The following is a 21,010-nucleotide window of genomic DNA, read 5'->3' on the forward strand; positions in this document are numbered from 1 at the left end:
GCATCACACTCGGCCGCCCGCGCGGGATCACCGCCGCCTGGACCGAGGACCCCACCGGGCTGGTCCAGATCGAGGAACCCTTCCCCGAGCCGATGCTCCTCGCCAGCACGATCGAGCTGACCGACGGCCTGGTCGCACGGGGGCTCGGCGGCCGCGGCCGGCTCGCGGACGTCCCCGACACCGCGCGCTACGACCGCCGGCACGCGCACTGCGAGACGCTCGTGATCGGCGCGGGGCCGGCGGGCCTGCTCGCCGCGCGGACCGCCGCGCGCCGGGGCGATCGCGTCGTGCTCGTCGACGACCGGCCCGCGGCCGGCGGGGCGCTGCTCGGCACCGAGCGGATCTGCGGGCGGAGCGCGTACGAGTTCGTCGCCGACACCGTGGCGGAGCTGCGGGCGAACCCGGACGTGCGGATCCTCCCGCGCACCACCGCCTTCGGGCAGTACGACGACGGCTTCGTCCTGGCCCTCGAGCGGCGCACCGACCACCTCGGGGCGGACGCCTCGCGGAACGTGTCCCGGCAGCGGGTCTGGCGAATCCGCGCCGGCCAGGTCGTCGTCGCGACCGGCGCGCACGAGCGACCCATCGTCGTCGAGGACAACGACCGCCCCGGGATCATGCTCGCGGCCTCTGCCCGCGACCTGCTGCACCGGTACGGCGTGCTGGTCGGCCGCGAGATCGTCGTCTTCACCACCGACGACGCCGCCCATGCGGCCGCCGCCGACCTCGAGGCCGCCGGCGCACGCGTCACCGTCGTCGATCCGCGCCCCGAGCCCGTGAGTGGAAGGTCCACTCACCGCGCACGGGTGGTGGGGACGAGCGCGGACGGCTCGGCGGACGGCGCGATCACCGCCGTCACGCTCGACGACGGCACCGTGCTCCCCTGCGACGCCCTGCTGCTCTCCGGCGGCTGGAACCCGACCGCGCACCTGTTCTCGCACGTCCGCGGAGCGCTCCGGTACGACCCGGAGCTGGGGGCCTTCCGGCCGGGCGAGCCCCTCGACGGGGTCACGGTCGTCGGCGCGGCGAACGGGACCTTCGACCTCGCGGGCTGTCTCGCCGAGGGCCGCGGGGACAGCACCGGCGAGCAGCCCCGTACCACCCAGGTCCTCTGGCGCACCGAGGGCGACCCGGCGAAGCAGTTCGTGGACCTGCAGCGCGACGCGACCGTCGCCGACATCGCGCGGGCCGTCGGGGCGGGCATGCGGAGCGTGGAGCACGTCAAGCGCTACACGACCATCGGCACCGCGCACGACCAGGGCAAGACGTCCGGCGTGATCGCCTCCGGCATCGCCGCCGAGCTGCTCGGCCGTCCGGTCGAGGACCTCGGCACGACCACCTTCCGCCCGCCCTACACGCCCGTCGCGTTCGCCGCCCTGGCCGGGCGCGAGCGCGGGACGCTGTTCGACCCGGAGCGGACCACCGCGCTGCACTCCTGGCACGTCGAGGCCGGCGCGGTGTTCGAGGACGTCGGGCAGTGGAAGCGCGCCCGCTACTACCCGCGGCCGGGCGAGGACATGGACGCCGCCGTGCTGCGCGAGTGCGCCGCGACCCGCACCGGCGTCGGGATCCTCGACGGCTCCACCCTCGGCAAGATCGACGTCCAGGGGCCGGACGCCGGCGTCTTCCTGGACCGGATCTACACCAACCTGATGTCCACGCTGAAGCCCGGCCGGGTCCGCTACGGCGTGATGTGCGGCCTCGACGGCATGGTGATCGACGACGGCACCGTCCTGCGCATCGCCGACGACCGCTTCCTCGTCTACACCACCACGGGCGGCGCCGCGCCGATCCTGGACCACCTCGAGGAGTGGCTGCAGACGGAGTGGCCGGAGCTGCGCGTCACGCTGACCTCGGTGACCGAGCAGTGGGCGACCTTCCCGGTCGTCGGGCCGCGGTCGCGGGACGTGGTCGGCGCCCTCGCCCCGCACGTCGACGTCTCGAACGCGGCGTTCCCGTTCATGACCTGGCTCGACACCGAGGTCGACGGGGTCGCGGTGCGGCTGGCGCGGATCAGCTTCTCCGGCGAGCTGGCCTGGGAGGTGAGCGTCGACGGCTGGCACGCGGCCGCCGTCTGGCGGCGCCTGCTGGATCTCGGTGCCCCGTACGGGATCACGCCCTACGGCACCGAGACCATGCACGTCCTGCGCGCGGAGAAGGGCTACCCGATCATCGGGCAGGACACGGACGGCACCGTCACGCCCCAGGACCTCGGCATGGACTGGGTGGTGTCGAAGAAGAAGCCGGACTTCGTGGGCAAGCGGTCCTTCGCCCGCCCGTCCAACCGCGACCCGCTGCGCAAGCAGCTCGTCGGCCTGCTGCCGGTCGATCGCGACCTGAAGCTGCCGGAGGGCTCGCAGATCGTCGAGCTGACCGACGAGCTGCCGCCGCCCCCGGTCCCGATGCTCGGCCACGTCACGTCGAGCTACCGCAGTGCCGCGCTCGGCCGCACCTTCGCGCTCGCCCTCGTGAAGGGCGGGCACGCGCGGATCGGCGAGCGCCTGACCGTGCCGGTCGGCGGGGCCCTGGTGCCCGTCGAGGTGACCGGTTCCGTGCTGTTCGACCCCGAGGGGTCCCGACGGGATGGTGAGCCCGGTGAGTGAGACGACCCTGCGCCCGGCCGGGGCGCTGGACGGCTGGGCCGGCCGGTTCGCCGAGCTGCCCGACTCGGTGACGCTGCTGGCCGAGCCCTTCCACGCGATGGTCGACGTCCGCACCGCGGACCCGGCCGCGCTGGAGGGCCTGGTCGGTGCCCCGCTGCCGGGCCCGAACGCGTGGAGCGGCGGCGAGCGCGTCACGGCGATCTGGCTCGGCCCGGACGAGTGGCTGCTGACCAGCCCCTTCCTCGCGCCGGTAGAGCTGGAGGCGGCGGCCCGCGCCACCGGCGCGACCGTGGTCGACGTCTCCGCGCAGCGCACCACGATCCGGCTGCGCGGCGCCCACGCCCGCGACGTCCTGGAGACCGGGTGCGCGATCGATCTGCACCCGCGCTCGTTCGGCGTCGGCTCGGCGGCGGTGACGCTGCTGGGCCAGGCCGGGATCGTGCTGCTCGGCCTCGGGCCGTCCGACTACCGGATCCTGGCGCGATCCTCCTTCGCCGCCTACCTCGCCGAGTGGCTGCTCGACGCCGCGACCGAGTGGCGATGACCTGAGGAGTCTGCCGTGACGGTCTCCGCGTTCGACCTGTTCGGCATCGGTATCGGCCCGTCCAGCTCGCACACGGTCGGGCCGATGCGGGCGGCCCTGCGGTTCGCCGGTCGGCGAGCGCGAGGGGCTGCTCCCCCGCGTCGCGCACGTGAAGGCGGAGCTGTTCGGCTCGCTCGGCGCGACCGGCAGGGGCCACGGCAGCGTCGGCGCGGTGGTCCGCGGCTGGCCGGCGAGGCGCCCGAGACGGTCGACCCGCGCAGCCCGACGGTCGACGACGTGTGGGCCACCGGGCGGCTGCGCCTGCTCGACCGGCACGAGATCGGCTTCGGGCCGAGGACGTCGTGCTGCACCGGCGGCGGTCGTTGCCCTTCCACCCCGACGGGATGCGCTTCACCGCGCACGGTGCGACCGGCTCGGCGCTGCTCAGCGCCGAGTACGACCGGCGCGGACATGAAGACCGAGTACAAGGAGACGAGCCGGGGCGGCCTGGCCCTCACCGTCGTCGAGTGCTGAGCGGGCAGACGGGTGATCGCCGCGCCCGACGGTTGCGCGGGGACACGTCCGCGACGGAGCGTGCTGGCAGCGCCGCCGACGCGGCCGTGCACCCCGACGCCAGGAGGGCTCGTTGACCCGTACCGCCACCCGGCTCGCCGACCTGACCGCCCGCGAGCTGCGCGCGGGCTACCGCGCCGGCACCGTCTCCCCCGTCGAGGTCGTCGACGACGTCCTGGCCCGGATCGAGGCGGACGAGCCCCGGCTGCACGCGACCTACGCCCTGGACGCCGACGGGGCCCGGGCCGCCGCCGCGGAGTCGGCCCTGCGGTGGCGGGCCGGGGAGGCGCGGCCGCTCGACGGGGTGCCGATCACGCTGAAGGAGAACATCGCGACCCGCGGCGTGCCCACCCCCGTCGGGACGGCCGCGACCGAGCTGGTCCCGGCCGGGCGGGACGCCCCGGCGGCGGCCCGGGTCCGCGAGGCCGGGGCAGTGGTCCTCGGCAAGACGACCATGCCGGACCTGGGGATGCTCGGCTCCTCGCAGTCCAGCTTCCACCCGGTGACCCGCAACCCCTGGGACCCCACGCGCACGCCCGGCGGGTCCAGCTCCGGCGCGGCCGCGGCCGCCGCGGCGGGCTACGGGCCGCTGCACCTGGGCACGGACATCGGCGGCTCGGTGCGCCAGCCCGCCGGCTGGAACGGCATCGCGGGGCTCAAGCCGACCTTCGGCCGGGTGCCGGTGGTGCCGCCGTACGCGGGGCGCGTGATCGGGCCGATGTGCCGCGCGGTCGCCGACGTCGCGCTGCTCATGTCCGTGATCGCGGTCCCGGACGAGCGCGACCACACCGCGCTGCCCGGCGCGGACATCGCCTGGCCCGACGCGCCGGGCCCGGTGCGCGGGCGGCGGATCGGGCTGCTCCCGGACGTCGGCGTGGGGCTCGCGACCGAACGGGCCGTGCGCGAGGCCGTCGAGGAGGCCGCGCGCACGCTGGAGGCCGCGGGCGCCGTCGTCGAACCGGTGGCGCCCTTCCTGACCCGCGAGATGCTCGACGGCATGGACCGCTTCTGGCGGGCCCGCGCCTGGACCGACCTCCGGGCGCTGCCCGAGGAGCGCCGGGCGAAGGTCCTGCCGGCGATCCTCGAGTGGGCCGCGACGGGCGCGGACCTGACCGGGGCCGAGGTGTTCCACGGCTACAGCCAGATGGACGCGATGGCCGTCGCCGCCCACGGCGCCCTCGCCGGCCTGGACTTCCTGCTGCTCCCGACCGCGCCGATCCCGCCCTTCCCGGTCGAGTACGCGTCGGCCTTCGACGACCCGGCCCGCCCCTTCGAGCACATCGCGACCAGCCTGCCGTTCAACATGTCCGGTCAGCCCGCCGTCTCGGTGAACTGCGGCTACACCGCCGGCGGCCTGCCGATCGGGCTGCAGATCGTCGGCCACCGGTTCGACGACGCGGCCGTGCTGGGCCTCGCGCTGGCCTACGAGGAGCTCCGCCCGCCCCAACGCCCCTGGCCCGCCCGCGCCTGACCACCGGAAGACGGGCGAACGGCACTCTCGTTCACTAGATGTGAGCGAGAGTGCCGTTCGCTCATCGGGATCAGGCGCGCTTGATGACCACCTTGAGTGCCTCGTTGGCGGCCGCGTCGGCGAACACCTCGTAGGCGCGGTCGATCTCGTCGAGGCCGAAGGTGTGGGTGCCCATCTTCTCGGCCGGGATCTTGCCGCTCGCGACCATCGTCAGCAGCGTCGGGATGGAGACGGTGTCGACCAGGCCCATGGTCAGCGTGACGTTCTGGATCCACAGCTGCTCGAGGGGCAGCTCCACGGGCACGCCGTGCACGCCGATGTTGGCGATGTGCCCGCCGGGCCGCACCAGCGCCGCCGCCGTGCGCAGCGTCTCCGGGTAGCCGACCGCCTCGATCGAGACGTCGACGCCCAGGCCGTCGGTCATCGCCGTCACGGCCTCGACGACGTCCGGCCCCGCCTCGACGGTGTCGGTCGCGCCGAACTCGACGGCCTTGCCCAGCCGGAACTTGTTGGTGTCCACCGCGATGACCCGCGAGGCGCCCCAGAGACCCGTGGTCAGGATGGCGGCGAGCCCCACCGCACCGGCACCCACCACCGCGACCGTGTCCCCGGGCCGGACCTGCCCGGCCAGCACGCCCACCTCGTACCCGGTCGGCAGCGAGTCGGCGAGGAAGATCGCCTGCTCGTCCGTCACGTCGTTCGGGACGGCGTAGAGCGACGTGTCCGCGTAGGGCACGCGCACCGACTCGGCCTGGGTGCCGTCGACCAGGTGCCCGAAGATCCAGCCGATGCCGCCGACGGTCTGACAGTGCGACGGCATGCCGCGCTGGCAGTACGCACACCGGCCGCAGCGGGTGATCGCGGGGACCAGGACCCGGTCGCCCTCGCGGAACCCGGTCACGGCCGACCCCACCTCGGTGACGGTGCCGACGGCCTCGTGGCCGAGGATGCGGCCGTCCGTCACCGCGGGCACGTCGCCCTTGAGGATGTGCAGGTCCGTGCCGCAGATGGTGGTGGTGTCCACTCTGACCACGACGTCCGTCGGTTCCTGGACGGCCGCGTCGGGGACCTCCTCCCAGGACTTCGACCCCGGTCCGTGGTAGACGAGCGCCTTCATCCGTGCCCTCCCTCGGTCGATACCGCCGCGGGAGGACGCTAGTGGCGACCGTCACACCTCGGTGTCTCAGTCTGCGACCGGCACCCCGTTTCGTCGGTCGCTCAGCCGACCACGCCTCGATCGTGCAGCCCGCCGATCTCCGCGGCGCTCAGGCCCAGGACCTCGGCCAGCACCTCGTCCGTGTCGCGGCCCAGCACCGGCGCCTCCCCGGCCGGCCCGTGCTCCCCGCCCCAGCGCAACGGCGACCGCGCCGTGATCGACGCCGTGCCGTCCGGCAGGGTCAGGTCGGCCAGCACCGGGTGGCGCCCCTCGCGGTGCGCGCCCACCACCTCGGTCATCCCGCGGTAGCGGCCCCAGAGCACACGGGCCGCGTCGAGCTCGTCGGACACGGTCTTGAGGTCGCGGGCCTCGAACCAGGGCCGCAGCACCGCGGCGATGGTCTCGCGCAGCCGGTAGCGCTCCGACTCCTTGGTCAGGTCGGCGTCGAGCGCCTGCTCCAGCGCCGCGAACACCTGCTCCGTGCCGGTCACCTTCCGCAGCGCGGCCCACTGCCCCTCGGTCAGCGCGACCACCATCACCCGCGCTCCGTCCGAGCAGGCGAAGTCGACGCCGAACGAGCCGTAGACGTGGTTGCCGTGCCGCGGCCGCTCCCGGCCTCGCTCCGCGGCCTCCGACAACCAGCCCAGGTTGGCCACGCCGGCCAGCGCGACATCGGCCAGCGCCAGCTCGACGTAGGTGCCCCGGCCGGTGCGCGAGCGGTCGTACAGCGCCGCGAGCACCCCGGTCGACACGCTCAGCCCGGTGACCAGGTCCCACGCCGGCAGCACGTGGTTCACCGGCGCGCCGCCCTCCTCCGAGCCGGTGATCTGCGGGATCCCCACCTCGGCGTTGACCGTGTAGTCCACCGCCGGGCGCCCGTCCGGGTAGCCCTGCACCCGCAGGTGGATCAGGTCCGGGCGGCGCGCGACCAGCACGTCGTTGGCCATCCAGCGGCGCCCGACGACGTTGTCCACCAGCACTCCGCGGTCCGTGCCCGGTGCGGTGATCAGCGCCGTGACCAGCTCGCGGCCCTCGTCGGAGCGCATGTCCACGGTGACGGACCGCTTGCCCTTGTTCAGCGAGGCCCAGTAGTACGACTCGGCGTCGGCCGGGCCGGTCCCGCTGCCGACCACCGGCCAGCGCCGGAAGTCGGTGTTGCCGCCGACCGGGTCGATCCGGATCACGCTCGCGCCCAGCTGGGCCAGCGTCATCCCGCCCGTCGGGCCCGCCACGAAGCTCGCGCACTCGACGACCTGCAGGCCCTCCAACGGACGGCTCATCTGGTTCCTCCCCGGCTCGTGGTCGCTCCTGATCCTGCCGCCCGTGGACCCCGGGCGCAGACCCGCCTAGGGTACGAACGATCGTTCGTACCCTCACCGTGGAGGTCCGCCGTGCCCGACACCAGCGCCCTCGAGGCCCGTCTGCAGCGCCTGGAGGACGCGCACGAGATCGCCCAGCTGCGCGCCCGCTACTGCCAGTACCTCGACGACGGCCGCTGGACCGAGCTCGCCGCGCTCTTCACCCCCGACGGCGTGTTCACCGGCCTCGCCACCGCGCGCGGCACCGCGGAGCTGGAGACCTTCTTCGGCGGGCTGCAGGAGGGCCCGCTGACCGCGTGGTGGCACTACAGCGCCAACGAGACCGTCGAGATCGACGGCGACACCGCGACCGGCGAGACCTGGCTCTGGCAGCCGTGCGTGGTCGACGGCGAGGCCCAGATCGCCGCCGGCCGCTACCGGGACCGGATGGCCCGCGGAGCCGACGGCACCTGGCGTTTCGCGGAGCGGGTCGTCACGTTCTTCTACTGGACCCCACTGGCCGGGGGCTGGGACCAGGGCAAGGTCGGGTTCCCCCCGGCGGAGGGGGCGCTGGACCGGAGGTGACCGCGCGCCGCACGGATGACCGCTGATCGGCGGTCGCCACCCCTTGCGCGCCACCTTACGATCGTTAGTCCGGTATGTGACGCCGACGTCATGATCGGCGACGGCGCCATGTCGGGTCAACGGAGACCGACCGGACGAGGAGAACAATGTCCAGTGCGCACACGGAGCAGCCGGGCACGCCCCCGGAGCAGGCCGAGCTCGACGCGGTGGTCGTCGGCGCCGGCTTCTCGGGGCTGTACATGCTGCACCGCCTTCGCGACACGCTCGGTATGACCGCACGGGTGTTCGAGGCCGCCGACGACGTGGGCGGCACCTGGTACTGGAACCGGTACCCGGGTGCCCGCTGCGACTCGGAGAGCTACTTCTACAGCTTCTCCGACCGGCTGTCGGAGGACCTGCTGGAGGAGTGGACCTGGAGCGAGCGCTTCGCCGCCCAGCCCGAGATCCTCCGGTACCTGCAACACGTCGCCGACCGGTACGACCTGCGGAAGGACATCCGGTTCCGCACCAAGGTCGTCGGCGCGGACTACGACGCGGCCACCGGCCGGTGGACCGTCCGCACCGACGACGGCGGGCAGGTCACCGCGACCTACCTGATCACCGCGGTGGGCTGCCTGTCGACGACGAACCTGCCCGACTTCCCGGGCCGGGACAGCTTCCGCGGCGAGTCGTACCACACCGGCGTCTGGCCGCACGAGGGCGTCGACTTCACCGGGAAGCGGGTCATCGTCATCGGCACCGGGGCGACGGCGGTGCAGGCCGTGCCGGAGATCGCCCAGGACGCCGCCCACGTCTACGTGCTGCAGCGCACGGCGAACTACGACATCGCCGGCGGCAACCGGCCGATGGACGCCGAGGACGGGCGGAAGATCAAGGACAACTACCGGGAGATCTGGAAGACGACGCGGGAGACGGCCTTCGGCTTCCCCTACGAGGTGGCCGACCGCACCGCGCTGTCGGTGTCGGACGAGGAACGGCAGCGGATCTTCGCCGAGGCCTGGGAACGCGGCGGGTTCCGGCTGGGCACCACCTTCAACGACCTGCTCCTCGACGAGAAGGCGAACGAGACGGCCGCGGAGTTCCTGCGGGCCCGCATCCGCGAGCGGGTGCGCGACCCGAAGGTCGCCGAGCTGCTCTCGCCGCGGGACCATCCCTTCTTCACCAAGCGCCCGCCCCTGGAGAACGGGTACTACGAGACGTTCAACCGGGAGAACGTGACGCTGGTCGACGTGCGGGAGGCACCGATCCAGGAGATCACGCCGACCGGGGTGCGGACCGCCGACGCGGAGTACGAGGCGGACGTCATCGTCTACGCCACCGGGTTCGACGCCATGACCGGGACCCTGTTCCGGCTCGGGATCCGCGGCCGGGACGGCGTCGCCCTGGAGGAGAAGTGGGCGGAGGGGCCGCACTCCTACCTCGGCATCGCCACCCACGGGTTCCCGAACCTGTTCATGATCACCGGTCCGCAGAGCCCGTCCGTGCTGAGCAACATGCCGGTCTCGATCGAGCAGCACGTGGACTGGATCACCGACTGCCTGCGCTTCCTGCGCGAGCAGGGGTACGACACGATCGAGGCCCTCCCCGACGCCGAGGACGACTGGGTGGGTCACCACAACGAGGTCACCCAGCTGACCCTGCTGCCGCGGGCCAACTCCTGGTGGGTGGGCGCGAACATCCCGGGCAAGCCGCGCAACCTCTACCCGTACGTGGGCGGGGTCGGCACCTACCGGCTGATCTGCGACGAGATCGCGGCCCGGGGCTACGACGGCTTCGGCCTCGGCTCGGGCGGGACGATCACGACCGGGCAGTTCACGGGGGCCGCCCGCCGCAAGTACACCGAGATCGTGGAGGAGGCCGCGACGAAGGCGTCGTGACGGGCGTGCCGGTCACGCGCTGACGCGACACAGCGCCCTCGGGCCGAACCGGGTCCCGGGGGCGCTGTGCTCCAGGCCGTCGGCCCGCGTCAGGGGAACCAGGGCAGGATCACGTGGCGGACATCGACCGCGGCCGGGACGTCATGCCGCTGCTGAAGCAGTGAGGGGGGCCCGGTGACGGACACGCTCGACGTGGCGGCCGTGCAGTTCGAGGCGCGCGCGCTCAGCGGCCCGGAAGATTTCGCCGCCCAGGTCGACGCGGCGCTCGACGCGGCCGCGGGCGCGCGCCTGGTGGTGTTCCCCGAGCTCATGACGACCGGCTTCGGCACCCTCGCCGCGGGCTGGCGGGGGCGCGACCTCGCGGCGTACTTCGCGGAGGTCGCGGAGCACACCGACCTCTACCTCGAGGTGTTCGGCGCGGCAGCCCGGGCCCGCGACCAGGTCGTCCTGGCGGGCAGCCACCTGGTGGCCGCACCCGGCGGGTTCCTCAACGTCGCCCACCTCTTCCATCCCGACGGCCGGGTGGTGCGGCACGAGAAGACCCTGCTGTTCCCGGCGGAGCGGCAGTGGCGCTCGATCGAGGGCGAGCGGCTGACGACGGCCGAGGTCGACGGCGTGACGGTCGGGTTCGCGACCTGCTACGAGGCCGAGATCCCCGAGGTCACCACGGCGCTGGCCCGTCGCGGGGCCGAGGTCCTGCTGGTTCCCAGCGCAACTTTCACCGAGGCCGGGTTCCACCGGGTGCGGCACTGCGCGGCGGCCCGCTGCATCGAGAACCAGGTGTACGCGGTCCACGCCTCGACCTTCTCGACCGGGCTCGAGCCGCTCGTGCAGACCTGGGCTCGCTCGTCCGTGCTCGGTCCGTGCGACGCCGGCTTCCCGCCCGACGGGATACTCGCCGAGGCGAAGGAGAACGTGCCCGACGTGATCACCGCCCGGCTCGATCTCGCCCTGCTGCAGGAGAACCGCCGTTCCGGTGCCGCGCCCACCGTGCTCGACCGCGCGCGGCGCGCGGACCTGTTCGCCTCCTGGGGCTAGCACGGTCTCCTGGGGCCGGAACGGCCTTCTGGGGTCAGAACAGCAGCACCAGCCGCCCCCGGGTCCCGCCCTGCTCCAGCCGGGTGTGGGCCTCGGGGGCGCGCTCGCCCGGGTAGGTCTCGGCGACCCGCAGGGTGACCGCGCCGGACTCGGCGAGCACGCGGAGGGCGTCGAGCCGCTCCCGGTCCTGTGCGATGTCCCGCACCCACACGGGGTGCCAGGTGATGCCACGCTCCTCCGGCCCGCTGTACCCGCGGACGGTGGCGATCCGGCCGCCGTCCCGGACGGCCGGCAGCAGCAGCTCGCCCTGGACGGAGCCGTCGGCCAGCACGTCGACGCCCTCGGGGACCGCCTCGCGGATCCGCTCGGCGACCGCGTCGCCGCGCGGGACCACGACGTCCGCGCCGAGCTTGCGGACCAGCTCCACATCCGCGTCGGAGGCGTCGGCGACGACCCGCAGCCCGGCCGCCTTCGCCAGCTGCACCACGTACCCGCCGTAGGCGCCGGCGGCGCCGGTCACGGCGAGGGTCGCCCCGGGCTCGGGATCGAGCAGGTCCAGGGTCCGCCGCGCGGTCAGGCCGTTCATCGGCAGCGTGGCCGCGTAAGCGTGGTCGGCGCCGGCGGGCGCCCGCACGACCGAGCCGACCGGCACCACGACGTACTCCGCGTAGGCGCCGTGCGCGCCGTCCGGCACCACGACCGCCATCACCGGGTCGCCCAGGGCGAGCCCGCCCCCGGCGCCCTCGCCGATCTCGTCGACCACGCCGGCGGCGTCCATCCCCGGCACGTACGGCGGTGGGTCCTTTCGCTGCCGCTCTGCGCGCGACCCGTCCCGGACGTAGGTGTCCGTCGGGTTCACGGCCGCGGCGTGGACCCGGATCCGGATCTCGCCGGGCCCGGCGTGCGGCTCCGGCAGCTCGACGACCTCGAGGGCCTCCGGCCCGCCGTAGTGGTTCACCCCGATCGCGCGCATGCCCCGAGGTTCCCATCCGCGGCGCGGCGCCACACGTCGGGCCCCTCGTGAGTGGCGATGGTCGCCCTGGCGGCGATCGCCACTCGCGTGGTCAGACCGCGTTCCGCAGCACCTCCACGCCGACCGGGGCGTCGCCGCGAAGCGTGACCCGGTGCATGACGCGGCGGGCGGCGCCGTAGTCCCGGTTGGCGTAGTGGGCGGTGGAGCGGTTGTCCCACATGGCCACGTCGCCCTCCGCCCAGCGGTGCCGGACGAGGTGCTCGGGCTTGGTGAGGTGTGCGAAGAACAGGTCGAGCAGGGACCGGCTCTCCGCCTCCGACACGCCGTCGATGCGCACCGTGAAGCCCGGGTTGACGAACAGCGACTTCCGCCCGGTCTCCGGGTGCACCCGCACGACCGGGTGGACGACGGGGTTCAGGCTGGTGACCGTCTCGCCCTCCCACTCGCTGCCCCGGCCCTGGCGGCGCTGGGCGAGGTAGTAGCCGAAGTCCTTGGTGCCGTCGTGCACCGCGTCGAGCTGCTCGGCGAGCCGCTGCACGGGCGGCGCGAGCGACTCGAACGCCAGCTCGAGGTCCGCCCAGTTCGTGTCGCCGCCGGCGGGCGGCAGGGTGACCGCGCGCAGGATCGAGCCCAGCGGCGGGCGCTTCACGAAGGTGACGTCCGTGTGCCAGACGTCGGCGTACCCGTCGTCGGCCGAGTCGAGCGCGTAGATCTCGGTGTGGTCCTCGTCGATGCCCGGGACGACCGGGTGGGACGCCGTGAGCTCGCCGATCCGGTTCCCGAGCCGGACCTGGCCGGTCGGGTCGAGGCCGTGCTGCCCGCGGAAGAACAGCACCTTGCGGGCGGTGAGCTCGGCGCGGATCGCGGCGATCTCCTCGTCCGAGGCGGTGGCGAGATCGACGCCGTGCACGATCGCGCCGAAGCGCGGGCCGAGCGGCTCGAGGTCGAGCGGTGTGGAACCGGCGGAGGGCACGGCGGACAGGGACGCAGGGGACATGGAGTGGCTCCGGGTGACGTCGGTGCGGCGCGCACACGCCGCGAGCAAGGGAGATCGGGGAGGGTGACGACGTCGTCGACGGGCAGGCTGTCCGCGGCACGGTGCGCGGGCGGGCGTGCGGTGAGGGGCGGGCGGGTGCCCGGTGATCGGCTCAGCGCGCGACCGGATCAGCGGCGCGTCGGCGACCCCGTCCGGAAGGGGTCGACGTCCACCGGACACAGGTCGACGTTCGTCCGACACAGGTCGACGTACAGCCGAGCCACGAGTCGGAGGTCCGGGGTCACGATCGAATACTCGCGTCGCACGGCCGGTCGCGCAAGGCGGTCCTGCGAGTGTCCGCCGTCACTGGCCGCGGTCGACTACGCTGCGTCAAAAGATCGGTACTGTCCGTGCATGGAGCTGGGCTCCCTCACGCACGTCGGGCGCCCGGGTTCCCCGCGCGACGCCTACCGCGACACCCTCGAGCTCGCCGTCGCGGCCGAGGCGGCCGGGTTCGCGTCCTTCTGGGTCGCCCAGCACCACGCGAGCGAGGCCCAGGGCTGTCTGCCCTCCCCCTTCGTGCTGCTCGCGGCCGTCGCGCAGGCCACGAGCCGGATCCGGCTGGGGACGGGCGTGGTCGCCGCGGCCCTCGAGGACCCGCTGCGCCTGGCCGAGGACGCGGCCGTGCTCGACGCCCTGTCCGGCGAGCGCCTGGAGCTGGGCGTCGGCGCGGGGTCGACGCCGCCGCGGCCCGCGGCATCGGCGTGATCAGCGGACGTCCGCAGGGCGCGGCGCCGGCCCTGGGGCGCTACTGGGCCCGCGCGGCCGCCGAGCCGCGGGTCGCCGTGTCGCGGCTGATCCGGGTGGGCGAGCGCGCCGCGGAGGTCGCCGCCCGGCTGCGCGCGGATCCCGCGCTGCCGTGGGCGAGCGCGCTGCTGGTGCAGACCCGGCCGACCCGCACGGACCTGGCCGGGCACCTGCGGACGCTGGCCGTCGCGACCGAGGCCGTCTCCGCCGTGCGCGAATCCGTGGCGGCCGGGCCACGACGGACGGCAGGATGGACGGCGTGACGACCTCCCCCGAGACAGCGAACGGGACCCGCCGCAGCGGTCTGGACCTGCGGTGGGTCGACCCCGGCACCCGCCCGCAGGACGACCTGTTCGGCCACGTCAACGGCAAGTGGCTGACCAGCCACGTGATCCCGGACGACCGCGCCCAGGACGGCGCCTTCCGCGACCTGCGGGACAAGGCCGAGGAGGACGTGCGGGCGATCGTCGAGGGCGCTTCCGACCTCGCGGGGCCCGAGGCCCGGCAGATCGCCGACCTCTACGCGTCGTTCATGGACACCGGGGCCGTCGAGGCCGCGGGCGTCGAGCCGCTGCGCCCGCTGCTCGCCGAGATCGCGCACGCCGCGGACAAGGCCGAGCTCGCCGCGGTGCTGGGGCGCCGGCAGCGCCAGGGCCGCGCCGCCCTGTTCGGCATCTACGTCTCGACGGACGCGAAGAACTCCGACCGCTACCTGGTGCACCTGTCCCAGTCCGGCCTCGGGCTGCCGGACGAGTCGTACTACCGCGAGGACGCGTACGCCGAGATCCGCGCGAAGTACGTGGCGCACCTGGAGCGGCTCGCCGGCCTGGTCGGGCTGGAGGACCCGGCGGGCCTGGCGGGAAGCGTCATGGAGCTGGAGACGGCGCTCGCGGCCGTCTCGTGGGACCGGGTCACCAACCGGGACGCGGAGAAGACCTACACGCTGATGACCTGGCCGGCGCTGCAGACGAACGCGCCGGACTTCCCGTGGGAGCCCTGGCACGCGGCGCTGCGGGCGCCGGACGGCGCGTTCGACGAGGTCGTCGTCCGGCAGCCCTCGTTCGTGCTGGCCGCCGCGAAGCTCTGGGCGGAGCTGCCGCTCGAGCAGTGGCAGGCCTGGCTGTCGATCCGTACCGCCTCGGCGGCGGCGGACTACCTCCACGAGGCCGTCGTCGACGAGGACTTCGACTTCTACGGCCGCACCCTCTCCGGTACCCCGACGCTGCGCGAGCGCTGGAAGCGCGGCGTGTCGGTGGTCGAGAGCGCGATCGGCGAGGCCGTCGGCAAGCTCTACGTGGAGCGGCACTTCCCGGCCTCGTCCAAGGAGCGGATGGTCGAGCTGGTCGCGAACCTCGTCGAGGCGTACCGGCAGAGCATCTCCTCGCTGGACTGGATGAGCCCGGCCACCCGCGAGCGGGCGCTGGAGAAGCTCGGCAAGTTCACGCCGAAGATCGGCTACCCGGACAAGTGGAAGGACTACTCGGCGCTCGAGGTCAAGGCGGACGACCTGCTCGGCAACGTCCTGCGCGCCGCGGAGTGGGACTTCGACTACGACCTGAACCGCATCGGCGGCCCGGTCGACCGCGACGAGTGGCTGATGACCCCGCAGACGGTCAACGCCTACTACCACCCGCGGATGAACGAGATCGTCTTCCCGGCCGCGATCCTGCAGCCCCCCTTCTTCGACCCCGACGCCGACGACGCGGCCAACTACGGCGGCATCGGCGCGGTGATCGGGCACGAGATCGGCCACGGCTTCGACGACCAGGGCTCCCGCTACGACGGCGACGGCAACATGACCGACTGGTGGGAGGGCGCCGACCGGGCCGAGTTCGACCGGCGCAGCAGGGCGCTGATCGAGCAGTACGACAAGCTCTCGCCCGCCGGCCTGCCCGAGCACAAGGTCAACGGCGCGCTGACCGTCGGCGAGAACATCGGCGACCTCGGCGGCCTCACCATCGCGGTCAAGGCCTACCGCATCGCCACGGAGGGCACGGAGCCGCCGGTGATCGACGGCTTCACCGGGCTGCAGCGGGTGCTGATCGGCTGGGCGCAGGTGTGGCGGGCCGTCACGCGGGACGCGGAGGCGATCCGCCGGCTCACGATCGACCCGCACTCGCCGCCGGACCTGCGCTGTAACGCGGTCGTCACCAACCTCGACGCCTTCCACGAGGCGTTCGCGGTCCAGGAGTCCGACGCGCTGTTCACCGCCCCCGAGGCGCGCGTGCGCATCTGGTGACGCTCACGGAGGGGCCTGGTGAGCGCTTCGGGCTCACCTGGCCCGGCCGGGCCGAGTGCCTGCGGGTGATCGGCGAGCCGCCCACCGGTGCGCTCGAGCCGATGCCGGCGGAGTCCGTCGACTGGGACACCACCGGCAACGTGATCGTCGAGGGGGACAACCTCGAGGTCCTCAAGCTGCTGGCCCGCGCCTACCACGGCGCGGTCAAGCTGATCGTCATCGACCCGCCGTACAACACCGGCCGGGAGTTCCTCTACCCGGACGACTTCGCCGACCCCATGGCCGCCTACCTGCGCTTCTCCGGTCAGGTCGACGGGTCCGGGCGGCGGGCGAACGCGGCCGTGGAGACGGCGGGCCGCCGGCACTCGCGCTGGCTGTCGATGATGTACCCGCGGCTGGTGCTGGCCCGCGAGCTGCTGCGGCCGGACGGCGCGATCTTCGTGACGATCGACGACACCGAGGTCGCGCACCTGCGGCTGATCATGGACGAGATCTGGGGCGAGGAGAACTTCGTCGCGACCGTGGCCTGGCAGAAGGTGTTCGCGAAGAAGAACCGCGCGCTGATCTCCGGCAGCCACGACCACGTGCTCGTCTACGCCCGGGACGTCGAGGCGTGGGACCGGCGGCTCCTGCCCCGCGGCGCGGCGCAGGAGAAGGCCTTCGGCAACCCGGACGACGACCCGCGCGGGCCGTGGCAGAGTGTCTCGTTCTCGGTGCGCTCGGAGGGCGTCGAGCGGGCGGGGACGTACCGGTACCCGGTCACGCTGCCGTCGGGCCGGGAGGTGTGGCCGCCCGCGGGCCGGCACTGGAACGGCGACCGCACCCGGTACGAGGAGCTGCGCGCCGACGGGCGCATCTGGTTCGGGCGCGACGGCGACCACCCGCCGCGGGTCAAGGGCTTCCGCAGCGAGGTGCAGGCCGGGATCGTGCCGGACACCTGGTGGCGGCACGACGAGACCGGGCACAACCAGGAGGCCAAGCGCGAGGTCGTCGCGCTGTTCGGGGCCGACGAGCCGTTCACCACGCCCAAGCCGACCCGGCTGGTCCGGCGGATGCTGCAGATCGGGACCGGGCCGGGGGATCTCGTGCTGGACTTCTTCGCTGGCTCCGGGACGCTCGGGCACGCGGTGTTCGCCGAGAACCTGGCCAGCGCGGAACAGCGGAACTTCCTGCTCGTCCAGTTGCCCGAGCCCACCCCCGGCACCGCCTACTCCTCGATCGCCGAGGTCACCCGGGAGCGGGTGCGGCGGGCCGGCGCGGCACTGCGGCCGGACGCTGCGCCGGGCGCCGACCTCGGGTTCCGCGCCTACCGGCTCACCTCCGGGGGCGGCGCCGACCTCACCGGCCTGATGCTGGCGGCGGGTCATCCGCTCACGGCCCCGGTCGAGGAGGTCGATCTCGCCGGCGTCCCGGGCTGGTCGGTCGCCGGCGGGGCGCTGCTGGTCTGCCTCGCCCCGCTGACCGAGGCCGCGGTCGAGGCGATGCTGGCCCGCGAACCCGCGGTGCTGGCGGTGACCGAGGAGGGCTTCGGCGGCGACGACGCCCTGCGCCTGCACACCCTGCACGCCGTCCGCGAGCGCAACCGGCGGGGCGTCGACCTCGCGCTCCAGGTGGTGTGAGTGCTCCGCTTCGACGCGACGCTCCCCCACCAGGCCGCGGCCGTCGCCGCCGTCGTCGACCTGTTCGCCGGGCTGCCCCGCGCACCGCACCCGGCCTTCACCCAGACCGGCGTCGCCAATCCGCCCGGCCCGGGCTTCGACGTGCGGCTCCCGGCCAACCTGCGGGCCGTCCAGGAGCGCCACGGGCTCCCGGTGACCGCCGGCCGCACCCGCGACTTCGCCGTGGAGATGGAGACCGGCACCGGCAAGACCTACGTCTACCTGCGGACGGCGTTCGAGCTGCACCGCGCCCACGGCTTCCGGAAGTTCGTGGTCGTGGTGCCGAGCGTGGCCGTGCGGGAGGGCGTGCTCGCGAGCATCGAGGCCCTGCGCGAGCACCTCACCGCGCTCTACGCCGAGCCCTTCGACGCGGTCGCCTACGACGCCCGCCGGCTCGGCCGCGTCCGGCGCTTCGCCACCTCCGGCAGCGTGCAGTTCCTGGTCATGACCCTGCAGGCCTTCCGCCGGGACGTGGCCGGGCGCGGCGGGAACGTCGTCCACCGGGCGCAGGACCAGATGGCGGGGCGGCGGCCGATCGAGGTCGTCGCCTCGACCCGGCCGGTCGTGATCCTCGACGAGCCGCAGAACATGGAGTCCGAGGGCGCCGCCGCGGCCATCGCCAAGCTGAACCCCTTCTGCACGCTGCGCTACTCGGCGACCCACCGGGACCCGCACGAGCTGGTCTATCGGCTGGACCCGGTCGAGGCACGGGAGCAGGGCCTGGTCAAGGGCATCGAGGTGGCCTCGGTGGTGCTGGACGGGCGGGCGTCCGCACCCCTCGTCCGGCTGCTCGCGGTCGACGCCGACCGGTCCCGCGCCCGGCTGACGATCCACCACGACCAGCGCGAACGGACCCTGTGGGTGCGGCTCGGCGACGACCTCGCCTCGCTGTCCGGCGGGCGCCGGGAGTACGCGCACGGCCTCGTCGTCGCCGACATCGGGTTCCGGGAGCCCGCGGTCCGCTTCTCCGGTGGCCTCGTCGTGACGCCCGCGACCCCGGCCGGGACCTACGACGCCGGCGTCCGCCGCGCCCAGCTGATCGAGACCGTCCGCCGGCACCTCGACCGGGAGCGCGAGCTCGCGCCGCGCGGGATCAAGGTGCTGTCGCTGTTCTTCGTCGACCGGGTGGCGAGCTACCGCGCGCCGGACGGCGGGCTCGGCGAGGCCGGGCGCTGGTTCGAGGAGGCCTACGCGCGGCTCGCGCCCGCGTACCCCGAGCTCGACCTGCCGCCGGTCGCGGCGGTGCACGGCGGCTACTTCGCCGGCGACCCGCGGACCGGGTACGTCGACGGCGGCGAGACGGACGCGTCGGCCTTCGACCTGATCATGCGGGACCGGGAGCGGTTGCTGTCGGCGGCCGAGCCGATGCGGTTCCTCTTCAGCCACTCCGCGCTGCGCGAGGGCTGGGACAACCCGAACGTCTTCCAGATCTGCACGCTCAACGAGACCCGCTCCCCGGACCGCAAGCGCCAGGAGATCGGCCGCGGCCTGCGCCTCCCCGTCGACGGCGCGGGCCGGCGGGTGCGGGACCCGCGGATCGCGCGGCTGACCGTGATCGCCAACGAGGCCTACGACGAGTTCGCGCGCACCCTGCAGGAGGAGTACCGCGCCGACACCGGGCGCGAGATCGTGGTGCGGCGGGCGGGCGACCCCGACGGGGCGGTGCGCGGGGCGGAGTTCGCGGCGCTGTGGGCTCGGGTCGGGCAGGGCCTGCGGGCGCGGCTGCCGCTGTCGACCGAGGACGTGGTGTCCGGTGCCGTCCTGGAGCTGCGGGCGGCCGGGCCGATCACGCCGCCGCTGGTCCGGGTGCGGACGACCGACCACGCCACGGGGGACTCGGTGGCGGGCCCGGCCTATGCGCTGGAGCCCGTTGCGGGTCTCACCGAGGCGGAGGTGGTCGCCGAAGTGCAGGCCCGGACCGGGCTGACCCGCGCGACCGTGTGCCGGGTGCTGGACGAGGCCGGGCTGCTCGGCTGCGTGGCCCTGAACCCGACGGCCGTGCTCGACCGGGCCGTGTGCGCCCTGCTCGGCGCGTTGCGGGCACAGCTGCCGGCCGTGCTCGAGGTGGTCGCCGGGGAGCTCCGGCCCGCCGACGGGGTGCGCGGCGAGCGGGCCGAGCTACCGCGCGCCTTCACCGTCGACACCCCGTTCGGGCCGGTGAGCCCGCGGGCCGCGCACGTCGCGGGCGAGGTCGTGTACCTGTCGTCGCACCGGCCACCGGCCGACGTCGACCGCCCCGTCCACGCCCCGTGATCAGGGGACGAGGACGTACTTCCCGGTGACCCGGCGCTCGGCGTAGAGCCGCAGCACGGCCCCGGCCTCGTCGAGCGGCGCGACCGAGGGGCGCGGCGGGTGCAGCTCGTCGCGCCCGATCCGGCCGAGGACGTCCGCCAGCAGCGCGGCGTTGCCCTCCGGCCCGCCGACCTCCCGCGCCCAGTCGCCCCAGTCCACCCCGATCACCGACCGGTTCCGCAGCAGCACGATGTTCGCGGGCAGCCGCGGGATCTCACCCGACGCGAAGCCCAGCACGCAGAACCGGCCGCCCGCGCGCAGTGCCCGCAACGACGACTCGGCCGCGGGCCCACCGACGGGGTCGATCACGACGTCGGCACCGCCGTCCGTCGCCGCGCGGACGGCGTCCTTGAGGTCGGTGTAGTCGATCGTCACCTCGGCACCCGCGGCCTTCGCCGCCGCCCGCTTCTCCTCCGAGGACGCCACGCCCACGACCCGGGCGCCCAGGCTGCGCGCCACGTCGACCGCGGCCAGGCCGATCCCGCCGCCCGCACCGAGCACCACGACCCGCTCGCCGGGCCCGATCGTGACCCGCTGTGTGACGGCGAAGACCAGCGTCGCGTAGCTCTCCATCGCGCTGGCCGCGACAGCGGCGTCGACGCCCGCGGGCAGCGGGACCGCGAGCGGGGCGGGGACGGTGACGTGCGAGGTGAAGCCGCCGAACCCGGTCACCGAGGCGGCCACCGCCGTCCCCACCGGGCAGGTCTCCACACCCTCGCCGACCGCGACGACCCGTCCCGCGACCGCCGATCCGGGCGTGAACGGCAGCGGCGGTTTCACCTGGTAGCCGCCGCGGACGATCAGCCCGTCCACGAAGCTGACGCCGGCGGCGCCGACCTCGACGAGGACCTCACCCGGGCCGGGGGCTGGGGTGGGCTCCTCGACCACCGTCAGCAGTTCCGGATCGCCGAACTCGGTGCAGACCACGCGCAGCATCGGTC

Annotated in this window: 17 protein-coding genes and 1 pseudogene; 13 read left to right on the plus strand and 5 right to left on the minus strand. The window is 74.2% G+C overall.

What is annotated here, in order from left to right; translation table 11 throughout:
• The first annotated feature begins 2 nt into the window (after nucleotides 1–2).
• The 5 genes and pseudogenes from ABD990_RS23770 (at nucleotide 3) to ABD990_RS23785 (ending at nucleotide 5,170) form a co-directional block, all read left to right on the plus strand.
• Nucleotides 3–2,603 (plus strand): glycine cleavage T C-terminal barrel domain-containing protein, encoded by a 2,601-nt coding sequence (locus ABD990_RS23770; protein ID WP_345382949.1) that lies wholly within the window; start codon nucleotides 3–5, stop codon nucleotides 2,601–2,603.
• Nucleotides 2,596–3,147 carry a sarcosine oxidase subunit gamma gene (locus ABD990_RS23775; protein ID WP_345382950.1) on the plus strand — a complete coding sequence of 184 codons (552 nt, stop codon included), beginning with the start codon at nucleotides 2,596–2,598 and terminating at the stop codon, nucleotides 3,145–3,147. Before ABD990_RS23770 ends, ABD990_RS23775 begins: the two co-directional genes overlap by 8 nt.
• A gap of 15 nt (nucleotides 3,148–3,162) precedes the next feature.
• A pseudogene (locus tag ABD990_RS34525) lies at nucleotides 3,163–3,222 on the plus strand (serine dehydratase beta chain); the annotation flags it as partial.
• A gap of 73 nt (nucleotides 3,223–3,295) precedes the next feature.
• Nucleotides 3,296–3,601 carry a hypothetical protein gene (locus ABD990_RS23780; RefSeq protein WP_425569652.1) on the plus strand — a complete coding sequence of 102 codons (306 nt, stop codon included), beginning with the start codon at nucleotides 3,296–3,298 and terminating at the stop codon, nucleotides 3,599–3,601.
• Between the two features lie 171 nt (nucleotides 3,602–3,772).
• Complete coding sequence (locus tag ABD990_RS23785) at nucleotides 3,773–5,170, plus strand: amidase (protein WP_345382951.1); 1,398 nt, start codon at nucleotides 3,773–3,775, stop codon at nucleotides 5,168–5,170.
• 70 nt (nucleotides 5,171–5,240) lie between these two features.
• On the opposite strand, the gene ABD990_RS23790 is transcribed toward ABD990_RS23785, so the two are convergent.
• Nucleotides 5,241–6,287 carry an alcohol dehydrogenase catalytic domain-containing protein gene (locus ABD990_RS23790; protein ID WP_345382952.1) on the minus strand — a complete coding sequence of 349 codons (1,047 nt, stop codon included), beginning with the start codon at nucleotides 6,285–6,287 and terminating at the stop codon, nucleotides 5,241–5,243.
• A gap of 101 nt (nucleotides 6,288–6,388) precedes the next feature.
• Entirely contained in the window at nucleotides 6,389–7,606 is a 1,218-nt protein-coding gene (locus tag ABD990_RS23795; protein WP_345382953.1) for a CoA transferase, read from the minus strand.
• A 111-nt stretch (nucleotides 7,607–7,717) separates the two neighbouring features.
• On the opposite strand from ABD990_RS23795, the gene ABD990_RS23800 reads away from it, so the two are divergent.
• The 3 genes from ABD990_RS23800 to ABD990_RS23810 all read left to right on the plus strand — a co-directional run bounded on the left by ABD990_RS23800 (nucleotide 7,718) and on the right by ABD990_RS23810 (nucleotide 11,124).
• Nucleotides 7,718–8,209 carry a nuclear transport factor 2 family protein gene (locus ABD990_RS23800; protein ID WP_345382954.1) on the plus strand — a complete coding sequence of 164 codons (492 nt, stop codon included), beginning with the start codon at nucleotides 7,718–7,720 and terminating at the stop codon, nucleotides 8,207–8,209.
• Nucleotides 8,210–8,355: 146 nt separating this feature from the next.
• Nucleotides 8,356–10,086, plus strand: coding sequence for a flavin-containing monooxygenase (locus ABD990_RS23805; protein ID WP_345382955.1), 1,731 nt, complete (start codon nucleotides 8,356–8,358; stop codon nucleotides 10,084–10,086).
• Between the two features lie 174 nt (nucleotides 10,087–10,260).
• The gene (locus tag ABD990_RS23810; protein WP_345382956.1) at nucleotides 10,261–11,124 is read left to right on the plus strand and encodes a nitrilase-related carbon-nitrogen hydrolase; all 864 of its coding nucleotides are present in this window, start codon (nucleotides 10,261–10,263) and stop codon (nucleotides 11,122–11,124) included.
• Between the two features lie 34 nt (nucleotides 11,125–11,158).
• On the opposite strand, the gene ABD990_RS23815 is transcribed toward ABD990_RS23810, so the two are convergent.
• Both ABD990_RS23815 and ABD990_RS23820 read right to left on the minus strand, forming a co-directional pair.
• A complete protein-coding gene (locus ABD990_RS23815) occupies nucleotides 11,159–12,097 on the minus strand; it encodes an NADP-dependent oxidoreductase (RefSeq protein ID WP_345382957.1) in 939 nt (312 codons plus the stop codon).
• A gap of 91 nt (nucleotides 12,098–12,188) precedes the next feature.
• Entirely contained in the window at nucleotides 12,189–13,094 is a 906-nt protein-coding gene (locus ABD990_RS23820) for a TauD/TfdA dioxygenase family protein (protein WP_345382958.1), read from the minus strand.
• A gap of 393 nt (nucleotides 13,095–13,487) precedes the next feature.
• On the opposite strand from ABD990_RS23820, the gene ABD990_RS23825 reads away from it, so the two are divergent.
• The 5 genes from ABD990_RS23825 to ABD990_RS23845 are packed head-to-tail and all read left to right on the plus strand — an operon-like array spanning nucleotide 13,488 to nucleotide 20,030.
• On the plus strand, nucleotides 13,488–13,841 hold the full coding sequence (locus tag ABD990_RS23825) for an LLM class flavin-dependent oxidoreductase (protein ID WP_345382959.1): 354 nt from the start codon (nucleotides 13,488–13,490) through the stop codon (nucleotides 13,839–13,841).
• Nucleotides 13,838–14,143: a hypothetical protein gene (locus tag ABD990_RS23830; RefSeq protein WP_345382960.1), complete on the plus strand. Its 306-nt coding sequence runs from the start codon at nucleotides 13,838–13,840 to the stop codon at nucleotides 14,141–14,143. Before ABD990_RS23825 ends, ABD990_RS23830 begins: the two co-directional genes overlap by 4 nt.
• Nucleotides 14,140–16,119, plus strand: coding sequence for a M13 family metallopeptidase (locus ABD990_RS23835; protein WP_345382961.1), 1,980 nt, complete (start codon nucleotides 14,140–14,142; stop codon nucleotides 16,117–16,119). The genes ABD990_RS23830 and ABD990_RS23835 overlap by 4 nt, the downstream gene beginning before the upstream one ends.
• Nucleotides 16,116–17,738, plus strand: coding sequence for a site-specific DNA-methyltransferase (locus ABD990_RS23840; RefSeq protein ID WP_345382962.1), 1,623 nt, complete (start codon nucleotides 16,116–16,118; stop codon nucleotides 17,736–17,738). Before ABD990_RS23835 ends, ABD990_RS23840 begins: the two co-directional genes overlap by 4 nt.
• The gene (locus ABD990_RS23845; RefSeq protein WP_345382963.1) at nucleotides 17,739–20,030 is read left to right on the plus strand and encodes a DEAD/DEAH box helicase family protein; all 2,292 of its coding nucleotides are present in this window, start codon (nucleotides 17,739–17,741) and stop codon (nucleotides 20,028–20,030) included. It begins immediately after the preceding gene.
• Here the strand turns inward: ABD990_RS23845 and ABD990_RS23850 are convergent, their stop codons facing one another.
• Entirely contained in the window at nucleotides 20,031–21,005 is a 975-nt protein-coding gene (locus ABD990_RS23850) for an NADPH:quinone oxidoreductase family protein (RefSeq protein ID WP_345382964.1), read from the minus strand.
• Nucleotides 21,006–21,010: the final 5 nt, after the last annotated feature.

The sequence above is a fragment of the Pseudonocardia yuanmonensis genome, assembly GCF_039542425.1.
Taxonomy (GTDB): domain Bacteria; phylum Actinomycetota; class Actinomycetes; order Mycobacteriales; family Pseudonocardiaceae; genus Pseudonocardia; species Pseudonocardia yuanmonensis.